We start from the raw sequence: 13,553 nt of genomic DNA on the forward strand, positions 1-13,553 counted from the left end.
TTCTGCTCATTCATTTCGCAGTTCGTCGAAACATGTGGTACATTGATTTCGATGGATTTCGAAATGACCGTTCGAGCTCTGAAAGCCTTGGCGGACCCGACCCGGCTCCATATCGTCCAGTTCCTTGCGGCGTGCTGCTGCTCGCAGGCTGACCTAGACGAAAGGGGGGACGTCTACTCCCCGACAGCCGGAGAGGTTTGCTGCCACATCACTGGCCTCGACAAGATCAACTCCACGATTTCCCATCATCTGCACGAGCTCAAAGAGGCGGGGCTCATCGTAATCGAGCGACACGGCAAAGCCATGCGCTGCCAATTGGTGCTCGGCCGGTTTGCCGAGCTCTCTGAAGCCGTTTCGGAGCTGGCAAGGGCCAACACAAGCTGCTGTATCAGCTGCGAAGTCCCCGTGCAGAAAGGAACCCCATCATGAACACAACGACCAAGCCACAAGAGAACTTATTGGATCGAAACGACGTTCGCGAGCTCGTTCGGAAGCGCTATGGCGAGGCGGCCCTGGCCGTTCTTCAAGGCAAGACGTCGAGCTGCTGCGGCTCCGAGGACGACGTTTGCTGCGGCGAGACGCGCACCTCCTCTAGGTCCGGCGCCTGCTGCTCCAACTCCGACGACCCCATCACTGAGAACCTCTACTCCGATGTCGAGGCCTCCGAAATCCCCGACGAAGCGCTCCTGGCCTCGCTGGGATGCGGCAACCCGACGGCACTGGCGGCCCTCGCCCCCGGCGAAACCGTCCTTGACCTGGGCAGCGGCGGCGGCATCGACGTGCTGCTCTCAGCCAAGCGCGTCGGACCCAACGGATTCGCCTACGGCCTCGACATGACCGACGAGATGCTCGCCCTCGCCGAGCAGAACAAGGTGAGGGCAGGCGCCGAGAATGTGGAGTTCCTCAAAGGCCACATCGAGGAGATACCTCTGCCCGACAACTCTGTAGACGTGATCATCAGCAACTGCGTGATCAACCTCTCGGCAGATAAGGACGCGGTGCTGCGCGAGGCATTCCGCGTGCTCAAGCCAGGTGGGCGATTCGCGGTTTCGGACATCGTCGTGGACGGTGCACTGCCCGAAACCGTGCGACGCGACATGGAGTCCTACGTCGGGTGCATCGCCGGCGCGCTTGAGAAGAGCGAGTATCTGGACAAGCTGAGTGGCGCCGGGTTTGTGGAAGCCTCGATCGAGCCGACGCGGCGCTATCGGTTCTCCGACTTTGAAGGCTCTTGGGCGCCAAAAGGCGTCGCCGCGCTTTCCGATGAGGAGAAGATGCGGATCGACGGCAAGATCTTCGGCGGGTTCATCCGCGCCACCAAGCCAGGAGCCTCCGCGTGAGCGATTCCAGAAAGCGTTTGGGCCTCCTCGACAGGTTCCTGACCCTCTGGATCTTTCTGGCGATGGGCGCCGGCCTGCTGATCGGCAGACTGGCGCCCGACGTCGCCCGATCGATCGAGGGCTCCTCGATCGGGACCACCAACGTGCCGCTGGCGATCGGGCTCATCCTGATGATGTATCCGCCGCTTGCGAAGGTCCGCTACGAGAAGCTCCGGGAGGTCTTCGCCAACCGCAAACTCCTAACGCTGTCGCTCGTGCAGAACTGGGTGATCGGCCCGGTGCTCATGTTCACGTTGGCGGTTCTGCTGCTCCCCGATAAGCCCGAGTACATGTCCGGGTTGATCCTAGTGGGGCTGGCACGCTGCATTGCGATGGTGCTTGTGTGGAACGACCTCGCCGACGGCGACCGCGAATACGCAGCCGGTCTCGTCGCGATGAACTCCATCTTCCAGATGGTCTTCTTCAGCGTCTATGCGTGGGTCTTTGTAACGGCGCTGCCGCCCATGCTCGGCTTAAGGGGAGCTGCCGTTCCGGTCAGCTTCTGGCAGATCGCGGGTTCGGTTTTGATCTACCTTGGCATTCCCTTCTTTGGCGGCATGGCGACGCGCTCGCTCGCCCTCAGAACCAAGGGGGAGGAGTGGTACGTCAGTCGGTTCTTGCCAAGGATCGGCCCGCTCGCGCTGCTTTCCCTTCTGGCGACCATCGTGGTGATGTTCAGCCTCAAGGGCAACATGATTCTCAGCATTCCCGCCGACGTGGGGCGGATCGCGCTTCCCCTTGCAGCCTATTTCGCCATCATGTTCTTCGTGAGTCTTGCCCTCGCTCGAAAGTTTGGTGCGGACTACCCAAGGTCCGCTACACTCGCCTTTACGGCAAGCGGCAACAACTTCGAGCTTGCAATAGCGGTCGCCGTCTCGGTTTTCGGGATTCACAGCGGCCAGGCGCTTGCGGCAGTCGTTGGCCCGCTCGTCGAGGTGCCTGCGCTCATCCTGCTGGTCAACGCCTCGCTCGCTCTGGGACGCAAGTGGTTTGGGTGGAGGCCCGGCGCTGTTGCCGAGGCTCAAGGAACACAATCATGACCGTTCTCTTTGTCTGCGTCCACAACTCGGGTCGTTCACAGATGGCGGAGGCACTATTACGCCACCTTGCTGCCCGGCGCGGAATCGCCGTCGTCTCGACTTCGGCGGGCACGATGGGCGCGGGCTCGCTGAACCCCGCAGCCGTGCAGGCGATGGAGGAGATCGGGATTCCGATGGAGGGGCAACATCCTAAGCAGCTGAACCAGACCCTTGCCGACTCCGCCGATCGGATCATCTCGATGGGTTGCGGAGTCGACGCCGACGCGTGCCCAGCGCGGTTCTTGGTGACGGAGGATTGGGGGCTGGACGACCCGGCGGGCCAGCCCATCGAGGCGGTCAAGGCCATACGGGATCAGATTCGGGAGCGGATGGAAAAGCTGCTGGACGAAATTCAGCAGAAAAACCCTGAGAGACCACTTTAGGTTTTGCCGCGCTGTGCCGAAAATTGCACCAAATGGCACCGAAGCCCAAGAACCCAGCCCCCGCGCAACCCACTGAGAAGACCTGGCCCAAGGTCGGCCTCGCAATGCCCACCGTGGACAACGCCGAGCAAGCTTGCCAGGCCATGGAGGCGTTCTTCAGGAGTTACCCAGGTGACGTCGTCTTTGCTGTGGTTGCGAATGGAACCGGAAAGCCGGATTTGAAGGCGCTCCGCGAGTTCGCGGGCAAGCATCCTGGGAAGGTCCTGCTCGACGAACGGACCGAGAACATCGGCTATGGGCAGGGGTGCAATGCGGGCCTTGGGGCACTTTGCGAGCGGGGCGACATCGAAGTCTACGGGGTCACCAACGACGATGTTCTGCCCGCAAGCACCTGCCTCACCGAGCTCGTCGGGGCGCTTCAGGAATTGGACGAGATGGGCCTGCGGCCCGGGCTGGTCGCGCCCGTCACCAACAACATCAGCGGCGGCCAGCAGCGCCACATCGGCGATTACTCCAGCCCGGAACAGATGGAAGCCCGGGCGACGGAGTGGTTTGCCAAGCATCACGAGGCCGCAACCCAAGCGATTCAGCTCAGAGGGCTTTTCTTGCTCATCCACCCAGAGCTTCTGGGGATTGTCGGGGGGTTCGACCCGCGCTTTGGGGTCGGCAACTTCGAGGACGACGATTTCAACCTGCGCGCCCGGCTGGCCGGCTTTTCGCTCTGGATCGCCGAAGGCGCGTTCCTTCACCACCACGGCTCCACCACCTTCAGGAAGCTCAACATCGACTACAAGGCCAACATCGAGCGCAACGCCGAGGCGTTCCTTCGAAAGTGGCGTTTGAACAAGCTCGATGAGTGGCCCGGGATGCTCACGGCGCCGGACGGCGTCGAGCTCTATTGCCCGCTCAGCGGCGAAGCATCGGATTCGACCTTTAGGATTCGGCTGAACGGCGAATGGATCGACCTGATCGAGCAGGCCTCGGACGTTGAGTTCGCGGGATGGGTGGCGAGCAAGCTCTCCCAACAGCCACGCACCGCTAGCAAGGTGGTCGCAACGATCGTCCGGGAGCTGGAGGCGGCTGCGTGAACGGCGGAAGGTGAGCGGTCGACGATGGGCGGTTGACAGTTGACGGTGAGCGGTGGGAGGGGACCGGCAGCATGCGCCTCATCCAAGCATTCAGCCCGTGCTACAGGTTCAATAGCCCAATGCCCTGAAGCTCCAATGCCCTAATGCCTCAATGCCTGCCCACCCGAACACCTGAAAACCTCACCAACCACCAACCAGCCAGCCAGCCACCAACCACCCCCCCTCCCCCCGACGGGTATCCTCATCACCGCTCTATGAAAGTGGTTGTTTTCGGCTGTGGAAGAACGGGCTCGAACCTTGCCCTCTCCCTCAGCAATCAGGGCCACGACGTTACCGTCGTGGAACAAAACTCCTCCGCGATTGCCAGGCTCGGCACCCAGCATCGCTGTGAGGTCGTTATCGGCAGCGGGCTGGACTACGACGTCCTTGAACGCGCAGGGATCGCCAATGCCGATGTGTTTTTCGCGCTCACCAGGGGAGACAACACAAACATCATGGCGGCGCAGATCGCAAAGCTCCGCTACAACTGCCCCAAGGTCTGCGTCAAGGTCGCCGATCCCCTGCGCGCCGACGCCTATCGCAAGCTCGGCTACTTCTGCGTGAACCCAAGCTCGCTCTCCGCGGGTCTGATGCTGGATTGGCTCCTGGACAACCCGTATCAGACGATCGACACCTACAACCGACTACCGAAGGAGCTCGAGGTTTAGGCCATGTATGTGATTCTTGTTGGGGGCGGCAACGTGGGGCTCCAGTTGGCCAAGCGGCTGAACGCCGCGGGCAACGAAGTGCTCCTGATCGAAAAGGACAGCCAGCAATCGGAGCGGCTTCGCCACATCCTCGGGGATGAGAACGTCATGGTCGGCGACGGCTGTGAAATGGCCACCCAGAAGGTGTCCGGCTTTGGGAGGGCCGATGTCGTGGTGGCGGTGACCGGCGAAGACGAGGACAACATGGTCGTCTGCCAGATGGCCAAGTCGGTATGGAACGTGGAGCGGGTGCTCGCGCGCGTGAACGACCCGGACCACGAAGAGCTGTTCCGGAAGACCGGTATCGACGAGACCGTCAGCGCGACCAGCATCATCTACAGCCTTCTTGAGCAGCAAATCTCACCCGACACCCTGTTGCCGGTCGGTGCGTTGGCTCGCGGAAACTATGAGATCGTCGAGATCGAGCTCAGCTCGCGCTCGCCGGTCGCAGGCAAGTCGCTGCGGGAACTGGAGCTGCCGCCCAAGACCAATGTGATCTGGGTGCTGCGAGGGGAGCAGGGCCACGGAGTCACCGGCGACACTCGGTTTGAGGCCGGGGACATGGTGGTGGCGCTCGTGCCGAGAGAGCACGCCGAGTCCTTGCGAATGCTGATGGCGCCGATCCGGCACTGAGGCTTGGAGCGTTTCGGGCGCCGTTTGGGCCGCCTGCAACGTATGTGCTACGGTGCATCGATGACAAAACTTCTGGCTCTCATTCTGATGTTTGCCTCTCTTCCCTTTGCCGTCGCGCAATCCGGTCCCCACGCAGAAGCCCTTAAGAAGCTGAACTTCCTGGTCGGCAAATGGACCTCGACCGAAACCGCCAAGCGCCCAGGGGCCCCGGACGTGGAATTCACCCTTCACGGCGTGAACGAATGGGCTGTGGGAGGCACGATGCTCCAGATCATCGAGAGCTTTGAGATTCCTGGCGCGGGAACGCGGCACAACCACATCCTGATGGGCTACGACGCCCGCGAGAAGAAATACACCACTTACTGGTTCACGAACGGTTCTGGGAGGCCGATCGTGTTCTCAGGGGACTTTGAGGGCTCGAATCTGGTGCTCACCCAGTCGGAAACCGCCTCCAATGCCCAGGTGCTTCGGATCGTGTACCGCCCAAAGAACGAGAAGGAAATCGACGCGGAACTCCAGGTCAAGGTCGGCGACAAGTTCGAGCCTCGCACCGTGGCAAAGTACGTGAAGGATTGACAGATAGAGGGACCAAGGGACAAAGGGACTGAGAGACAAAGGGACAGAGGGACAGAGGGACAAAGGCTGCGATCACCCTTAGCTCATCTCCATTCGCCCATCGCACTTCGCGCTTCGCCTTCCTCAGTTTCTCCTAGGGCAGACACTCAGTCTGCCTTGTCCCCTCGGCCATCAGGCGACGGAGGCCCCCCAAAAAGCGGGGAGGCAGGAGCCTCTTCAGGATCCTGCCTCTTTCAGCCCTGCCTGCGGACTTTCGGCCTCGAAAAGATGTATCGAGGGATGTTTTCTATGATTGCTTTGCGTTGCGCAGTATTCAGCCAGTTTCCGCAGTGCCGATTCCGTGGTGGGGTCGATCCCGTGCGGGCTCATGAGACACATGACCAGCAACGAGTACGCCTCCTCCTCGGTGAGCTGCAACCCCGCCTGCGTTGATTCAGGCATGGCCACCTCCGAGGTACCGCTGACTCTTGATTAGACGGGAATCGTCCGAAAAAGTTCCTTAGGGGATTTCCGCTTTCGCAGCAATTCCCGGGAACCCGGCGATGTTACCAAAGGTTGGGGTGAAGGTGCTTGGCCACCCACACCCAGACGATGGCGCCGCCACAACCGCAAGGCCCTCCACAAACCGCACATGAGCAACTCACCCAGCCCCAAAAACGCCCCCCGGTATACTCCCGAAGTGCCGACCGGCGAATATCTGCAATATGGCGGGCAAGCCATCATCGAAGGGGTCATGATGCGCTCCCCGCGCCATGTGGCCGTCGCGGTCATGGCGCCTGACGGCGAGATCATCCTCCAGTGCGAGCCGATCGAAAAGACCTGGATCGGACGTCAGAAATGGCTCTTCAAGCCGTTTCTGAGGGGCACCTGGGCCCTTCTCGACGCGATGACCCTTGGCGTCCGGGCGATGAAATTCGCTTCCAAGGTCCTCCTCGACCCCAAGTACGAGGAGTACAACAACCCGAAGGCTGCGGCTGAAAAAGCCAAGGCCGCGGCGGCCGCGGAGTCCTTGCCGGCGGAAGCCGTCATAGCCACGGGTACGGGTACCGAAGCCGCCGCAGGCTCAGCTCCAGCGCCTCAAGACCACCAAGTTGCCAAGGCCAACGACAAGATCCAGGGCACGATCGTCGGCGTGACCATTCTGGTCAGTCTGGTCTTCGCTTTTGGGCTATTCCATTACTTGCCGAATCTGATCGCTGCCTCCATGAAGGGCCGGGGCGTCTCCAACCCGATCCACATCAACCTGGTCACGGAGGCCGTCAAGTTCACTTTCTTCTTTGGCTATGTGATCCTAATCTCCCAGCTACCGGACATCAAGCGTGTCTTTCAGTTCCACGGCGCGGAGCACAAGGCGATCAACACCCTTGAGGCCGAGCAAGAACTGACCATCGAGAACTGCAAGCTACAGACACGGCTTCACCCGCGATGCGGCACCAGCTTCATGGTGATCGTGCTGATCGTCGGGGCGATCATCTTCACCTTTATGCCAAAGCCCGAGATTGCTGGGAGTCTGGTGCTCACCTCAATAGCCCGCGTTCTGGTCGAGATTCCCGTGTTGCCGATCATTGCGGGAATCAGCTACGAAATCATCCGCTTTGCGGGCCGGATGCGCAACAGCACCTTGGTGATGGCGCTCTTGAGGCCCGGGCTCTGGACGCAGCTCATCACCACGCGCGAGCCGGATGAATCGCAAATTCAGGTGGCGCTGGCCTCGTTGAAGGCCGTCGTGGAAGCCGAGCAGGCGTTGAAGGCGCAAGCCGAAACACCCGCGACCGAGATGGCGTTTGAGGCTGCGGCAGCGAGCTGAGGAAGACCTAAGGGGTTGAGGTCGGGACGGGTAATGGCCTCTCCACCCCCACCTTCTTCGCCGTTCTCACCACTCCCACAACCCTCACCATTTCCTCATCCCAACGTCCCTTCACCTCGCTAGCGCGCTGCCCCCATCCGGCCGAGGAGCGCGTGGTCGGTCCAGTCGAGGGAAATGGGAGAGACCGCGACGAAGCCGTTGGTCACGGCGTGAACATCGGTGCCGGGCTGCTCCACGTCCATGACCACTGCGCCGCCCTGCCAGTAGTAGGGCCGGCCCCAGGGGTCGAGGCGCCGTTCCACGCGGTCCTGGTAGACCCTCTGCCCCATACCCACGATCTTGTGTCCTTGAAGCTCGGGATAGGCGATCGCCGGAACGTTGATGTTCAGGAACGTCAGTGGATTGCGGGGCAGACCGAGCAGCATCTCAAGGTTTTCGCTGAACCATCGGGTCCCCGTCTCGAAGTGGTAGGGGGCGTCGAGCACGAAGATCGCCATGCTGAGCGAGATCGAGAAAATCCCGTTGATCGTGCCCTCCATCGCACCGGCGACGGTGCCCGAGTAGGTGACGTCGAACCCAAGATTGGGACCGTTGTTGATGCCGCTGAGCACCAGGTCGCAACCATCCGGGTAGGCAATGGTCAGGCCGACGTTCACGCAGTCCACGGGCATCCCGTTGACCTCATAGGCCTCGAAGTCCTCAATACTGGCCTTCTTGACGCGCAGGGGCTCGCGAAGGGTCATGCCGTGGGCACAGGCGCTCCGCTCGCGATCGGGAGCGACCAGTTTCACCTCTCCGAACTGCCTGGCGGCGTGGGCGAAATGAAGCAATCCGTCGGCCCGGATGCCGTCGTCGTTGGTGATGAGAATCCGCATAAGTGTCGCCCGTGGAGGTTCAGAGCTTACCGGCTCGGCGCCCAATGGAACCGGCGCCGGGCGTTGGAGGTTTAATCTGCTCGTGCTGGCCTATCTGCGAACCGTCGTGCCCGGATTGGTTCTGTGGGGGCTGCTCTGGAAAGTCGACGGGCGCCCCTATTCGGCGCTTCCTTGGCTGATGGGGGCTGGGCTGATCGTGTGGATGGGGGTGCTCCAGACCCTTCGCAGCATGCGGTACGGCTTTCTCGCAGGACTCTCACAGGCCTCCGGAATCTGGGCGCTCTGGAAGGTCACAGACTCCGCCACAGGGCCGGCCCTTACCGGGAGCTCGCTTTCGCACAAGGTCCTTCCTCTGGCTGCGGCCGCATTCGTCGTCTCCGTCCTCCTTCTCCTTCGCGCTTGGCCGAGCAAGGAAAAGAAGGTGCTCTACTGGCTGCTTTTCGTGCTGGCGGCGATGCTGATCATCGGCATGCTGAGCGGCTCTACGGGCGCCGGGGGTTCGGTCGTGCGTTGGCTCATCGACACCTTTCATTGGGATTGGCCCACGGCGAAGAAGGTGGTCTTCATCGGGCGGAAGTGCGTCCATTTCATCTTTTACGGGCTCGCGGCATACGGCGGATTCTGGTCCGCCTGGCACGCGAAGATGGGGCGAGAGACCTGTGCGGCCTTCGGTCTGGGAACGGCGCTTTTCCTGGGAGCCTTCGACGAATCGAGGCAGTTCCTGGCGATCGGGCGCACCGGCTCGGCCTGGGACGTTGGAATCGACATGTGCGGCGCGGCATTCTTCTCGTGGATCGCCTTTCTCATCGCAAAGAGAGCCGAAAGCAACCGAACGGCCTCGGCGACGTAAGCTAATATGGACGCAAGTCCGAGGTCGAACCATGCCGCTCTTGCCCGCTATTCTTCTCTTGATCGCCGCGCCCTCCAACGCCGAAGGCCGAATAGGCCAAGGCACTGTGCTCAGCGATCCCAAGCTCGACGTCAAGGTCAGCGTTGAATTGAACGCCGCTGGTGCCAAGACGGCGATTCTGCGTCTCAGCGAAAGCGCTGGCGTGAGCCTGGAAGTCTCGAACCAGATGCTGAGTCCGGTATTGGCGATCCGGACTAAGGAGACGGCCCTGCGCGACGTAATGTCGCGAATCGCCCAGGTCACGAGCGGCGAGTGGCAAAAGAACGACGACAAGTTCACTCTCTATCCCAATGGCGCGAAACAGCGCCGCGAGGCCCTTGAAGAACGCGCGCAGCGGCTGCAGGAGATTCGGGAGGGCGTGAAGGGCCTGGTCCAGCAGTACAACCCGCAGCCAGGCAACGCCGGCAAGGGGGGTCAGAGCGACGAGGACGTCGAGGTGATGGCCCAGACCATGAGCTTCGGGATGATGGGCGGCTCGGCGAACGTGGGCAAGGCGATCAGCCGCATCCTGCCCGTCATCGACCTCTCGCTGTTGGCGGGCCTGGAGCAGGGCGATCGGATCGTCTTTTCGACCGCGCCGACATTCATGCAAAGGCCGCTCCCCAACAACTTGGGGCCCGTCTTTGCCGAACTGATCGCCGAGCACAACAAGAGCGCCGCAGCGAGGGCCAACGAGGAGAAAGAAGCCGAGACGGCCGAAGAGAAGCAGCTTCGAGAGTTCTACGAATCGCTCTTTGGAGGGGACAAATCGGACAAGCCGATTACCGAGCGGCCCGCCAAAGCGCTTCTCGTCGCCAGCCGGGAATCGTTGGGATTCGGGCTGAACGTGGAGCTTCGGCTCTATGGCGAGGGTGGCAAGGTCGTGCTCAGCGGGACGACGGTGCTTTCCCTCTCGGATGGCGGCTACATGGCCGACGCGATGGAGTTCGCCCGAAATCAGGTGGGAGGCCAGCAGGGCGATGCGCCCAAGAAGCCGGTGGTCCCCGGCGAAGACAAGCCGATCCAGCTCAGCCAGGAGACCATGGATCTTCGGAAGGCATTCGGAAGCCTGACCTCGGGTGGAGCCGAATCCGAGCGGAAGATTCCAGATTCTCTCTTGGAGAAGTTCGCACGGCCCGACGTGGTAGAGCCGCTTTCGCTCGGACCTGGTGAGGCCATCATGGCGGCTGCCAAGGCCAAAGGCTGGAATTTGGTCGCGAACCTGCCCGACGACCTGATGTCTATGTACGACATGATGCAGGAGGGTCCGACCACCGCGAACGGCGTCCTCGGCGAACTGATGGAGGGCTCGACGAAAGCGGAGTTCAAGGATGGGTGGGCCACCGTCTGGCCTGACAACCCTGAGAAGGCGCGGCGAGAGCGCCAAGACCGCGTGGCACTGGCGCGGCTGATCGCCGCGGCGAGATCCAAGGGGGCGGCCACCCTGGACGACCTGGCGGCGTACGCCATGACGTCTCGGCCGCCGATGGATGAGCCGATCTCCATGGTGTACGTGATGCTCTTTGCCTCCAACGCCATGCAGAACGGGATGATGGGCATGCTCGACTGGAACATGCTGCGCCTCTACGGCACGCTCGGGCTCACGCAAAAGCAGACGCTCGCTAGCGGGAATGTCCTCACTTTCGGCCAGTTCATTCCAACCCAAAAGACCCACTTGGCCAAGCTCTCCTTTGGCGCGGAGGCGCGACTGGAGGTTGAGGGTCAAAGCAAGCAGAACAAGCTCCCAGGAATCCTGGCGCTCGCCTCCGCGTTCTTGCCTCGTCAGACCGGGGACTACCGCGAGGAGCCCACCGAGGCCATGCCGAGCGGGCTGCCCAACGGCGGCCTTGTTACGGCAACGATCTCGGACGACATCGTGGGCAAACCGGTGGGTGGCGGGGTGATGGGCCAGATGATCGCGGTGCTGGGCGCTGACGAGCTGGCGATGTTCGAATGGATGAAGAGCGACCCGATGTTCGCCCAGGCCGGCGAAATGATGCCCAAGCTGGATGGTCTGAGGCTCGGGACGCGAAAGACCTACACATTCAAGTTCACGGTCGCGCCGGGGGTGACCTTCACCAAGGTTCTGAACGACGACTTCGTGGACAAGAACGCCCCGGTGACCAAAATGGACAACCTGCCGGAAGCCCTAAAGGCGAAAATCGCCGAGAAGGTGGCGGAGTTCAAGAAGAACCCGCTTCCGTTCGGTTTGGGTGGTCGGGAAGTGATCCCGCCGAAGGGCTAGCCCAGGAAATACTCTTCCAGCCGCTTGCAGCTGGCTTTGCTGGGGTCTTGATAGACGTCCAGCGCGGTGGCGAGCGCCTTCGCCGTGTCAATGTTCGTGATGCAGGCGATGCCGGTCTCGATGCAGGCCCTGCGGATCTGCGCGGCTTCGCGTTCCGCCTTCGCGTCGGTGCCGGGCGTGTTGATCATCAGGCTCACTTCGCCGCCCAAAATGTGGGTCAAGAGGTTGGGTTCGCCTTCGCTGATCTTCATCATCCACCGGCTTTCGATGCCGGCTTCCTTCAGGGCGTCATGGGTTCCGCCCGTCGCCGCGATGCTGTAGCCGCAGGCTTTCAGCCTGCGCGCGATCTCGACGGCGTCGGCCTTGTCGGGGTCCTGCACCGTCAGGAGCACGTGCCCCTTGCCCTTGAACGTGATCCCTGCCGCGATGAGCGCCTTGTAGAGCGCGCCTTCGAAGGTGTTGTCGAGGCCAAGGATCTCGCCGGTGGACTTCATTTCGGGCCCAAGGCTCGGCTCGACCTTGGTCAACTTCTGGAAGGAGAAGACCGGCGCTTTGACCGCGTAGAGTACGGGGGTGGGAATCAGGGACAAAGGGACCGAAGGACGAAACGACACGGCCTGATAGAACTCGGACTCAGGCAATATGCGGCCCTTGGCTTTGGGCCGGGTTGAGGCTCTCGGGTCCGAAGTCCCTACGTTCCTTCGTCCCTCCGTCCCGTGTTGCTCAGGCAAGGATCCTGCGACTACGGTCTCGACCTGTCCCTCCGTCCCGCTGTCCCTCCGTCCCTTCTCCAAAACCCATAGCCCGCTGGAATAGCCCAAGTCTTTGAGCCTTTCTCCCATCATACAGCGAGTCGCGATGTCCACCATCGGAATGCCGGTGACTTTGGAGATGTAGGGAATTGTGCGCGAGCCCCTTGGGTTGACCTCGAGCACATAGGCGGTCTCATCCACGATCACGAACTGGATATTCATCAGTCCCTTGACCTGGAGCGACCGCGCGATCTTGCAGGCGAACACCACCATCTGCGCTTGGACGTGCTCGCTGAGCGTAATCGCCGGATACACGGCCATCGAGTCGCCGCTGTGCACGCCCGCGCGCTCGATGTGCTCCATGATGCCCGGCACCAGCGTGTCCTCCCCGTCCGAGATGACGTCCACTTCGGCCTCGGCGCCCATGAAGTACTTGTCAACCAGGACCGGTTGGCCGGGGTTGGCGGCCTCCGCTTCCCCATAAAACTCCTCTAGCTGGTCCTCGCTCCAGACGATTTCCATGGCCCGCCCGCCGAGGACGAAGCTGGGGCGCACCAGAACCGGATAGCCCACTTCCTCAGCCACTTCGCGCGCGGCTTGGAGCGACCGAACGGCTCGTCCCGGGGGCTTGGGAATCTCGAGCTCGCTCAAGAGCTTCTCGAAGAGGTCTCGGTCCTCCGCGGCGGCGATCGAGGTTGGGGAGGTGCCGAGCACCTTGATGCCGGAATCGCGTAGGCCCTGGGCGAGGTTGATGGCGGTCTGTCCCCCGAACTGAACCACCGCGCCCATGAAGCTAGATTGATGCCCGATCACGTCGAGGACGTCTTCCAGGGTCACCGGCTCGAAGTACAGGCCGTCGGACGTGTCGAAGTCGGTGGAAACCGTCTCGGGATTGTTGTTGATGAGCACTGCTCGGTAGCCCATCTGCTCCAGAGCCCAGACGCAGTGCACGCACGAATAGTCGAACTCGATGCCTTGGCCGATTCTAATCGGGCCGGAACCAAGAACGAGAACGGTGGACTGCATTCAAGTGCAGATTGTGGCTGAGTCAGGGCAATTGCCGCCAGAGGCACGGGCAAACCAACAAAAACGGCCCCGGCA

General features: G+C 61.8%; 13 protein-coding genes. 11 read left to right on the top strand and 2 right to left on the bottom strand.

Going from position 1 to position 13,553, the window contains the following annotated elements; genetic code table 11:
- Nucleotides 1-63: 63 nt before the first annotated feature.
- The 9 genes from HZC36_01815 (at nt 64) to HZC36_01855 (ending at nt 7,691) form a co-directional block, all read left to right on the top strand.
- Nucleotides 64-429, top strand: coding sequence for a helix-turn-helix transcriptional regulator (locus HZC36_01815; GenBank protein MBI5705703.1), 366 nt, complete (start codon nt 64-66; stop codon nt 427-429).
- Nucleotides 426-1,340 (top strand): arsenite methyltransferase, encoded by a 915-nt coding sequence (locus tag HZC36_01820; GenBank protein MBI5705704.1) that lies wholly within the window; start codon nt 426-428, stop codon nt 1,338-1,340. The genes HZC36_01815 and HZC36_01820 overlap by 4 nt, the downstream gene beginning before the upstream one ends.
- Nucleotides 1,337-2,419: an ACR3 family arsenite efflux transporter gene (gene arsB / locus HZC36_01825; GenBank protein ID MBI5705705.1), complete on the top strand. Its 1,083-nt coding sequence runs from the start codon at nt 1,337-1,339 to the stop codon at nt 2,417-2,419. Before HZC36_01820 ends, arsB begins: the two co-directional genes overlap by 4 nt.
- Entirely contained in the window at nt 2,416-2,841 is a 426-nt protein-coding gene (locus tag HZC36_01830) for an arsenate reductase ArsC (GenBank protein ID MBI5705706.1), read from the top strand. Before arsB ends, HZC36_01830 begins: the two co-directional genes overlap by 4 nt.
- A gap of 32 nt (nt 2,842-2,873) precedes the next feature.
- Nucleotides 2,874-3,929, top strand: a complete 1,056-nt coding sequence (locus HZC36_01835) for a glycosyltransferase family 2 protein (protein MBI5705707.1) — start codon at nt 2,874-2,876, stop codon at nt 3,927-3,929.
- A gap of 254 nt (nt 3,930-4,183) precedes the next feature.
- Entirely contained in the window at nt 4,184-4,636 is a 453-nt protein-coding gene (locus HZC36_01840) for a TrkA family potassium uptake protein (GenBank protein ID MBI5705708.1), read from the top strand.
- A gap of 3 nt (nt 4,637-4,639) precedes the next feature.
- Nucleotides 4,640-5,308: a TrkA family potassium uptake protein gene (locus tag HZC36_01845; protein ID MBI5705709.1), complete on the top strand. Its 669-nt coding sequence runs from the start codon at nt 4,640-4,642 to the stop codon at nt 5,306-5,308.
- Between the two features lie 60 nt (nt 5,309-5,368).
- A complete protein-coding gene (locus HZC36_01850; protein MBI5705710.1) occupies nt 5,369-5,884 on the top strand; it encodes a DUF1579 family protein in 516 nt (171 codons plus the stop codon).
- 679 nt (nt 5,885-6,563) lie between these two features.
- Nucleotides 6,564-7,691, top strand: a complete 1,128-nt coding sequence (locus tag HZC36_01855) for a DUF1385 domain-containing protein (GenBank protein ID MBI5705711.1) — start codon at nt 6,564-6,566, stop codon at nt 7,689-7,691.
- Nucleotides 7,692-7,810: 119 nt separating this feature from the next.
- Here the strand turns inward: HZC36_01855 and surE are convergent, their stop codons facing one another.
- On the bottom strand, nt 7,811-8,566 hold the full coding sequence (gene surE, locus HZC36_01860) for a 5'/3'-nucleotidase SurE (protein MBI5705712.1): 756 nt from the start codon (nt 8,564-8,566) through the stop codon (nt 7,811-7,813).
- An 82-nt stretch (nt 8,567-8,648) separates the two neighbouring features.
- On the opposite strand from surE, the gene HZC36_01865 reads away from it, so the two are divergent.
- Together HZC36_01865 and HZC36_01870 are read left to right on the top strand one after the other, a co-directional pair.
- Nucleotides 8,649-9,416 carry a VanZ family protein gene (locus HZC36_01865; protein ID MBI5705713.1) on the top strand — a complete coding sequence of 256 codons (768 nt, stop codon included), beginning with the start codon at nt 8,649-8,651 and terminating at the stop codon, nt 9,414-9,416.
- A 31-nt stretch (nt 9,417-9,447) separates the two neighbouring features.
- A complete protein-coding gene (locus HZC36_01870; GenBank protein ID MBI5705714.1) occupies nt 9,448-11,700 on the top strand; it encodes a hypothetical protein in 2,253 nt (750 codons plus the stop codon).
- On the opposite strand, the gene HZC36_01875 is transcribed toward HZC36_01870, so the two are convergent.
- Entirely contained in the window at nt 11,697-13,478 is a 1,782-nt protein-coding gene (locus HZC36_01875; GenBank protein MBI5705715.1) for an ATP-grasp domain-containing protein, read from the bottom strand. The two genes, HZC36_01870 and HZC36_01875, sit on opposite strands and share 4 nt — an antisense overlap.
- Nucleotides 13,479-13,553: the final 75 nt, after the last annotated feature.

This window comes from Armatimonadota bacterium, assembly GCA_016223145.1.
Lineage (GTDB): Bacteria > Armatimonadota > Fimbriimonadia > Fimbriimonadales > Fimbriimonadaceae > Nitrosymbiomonas.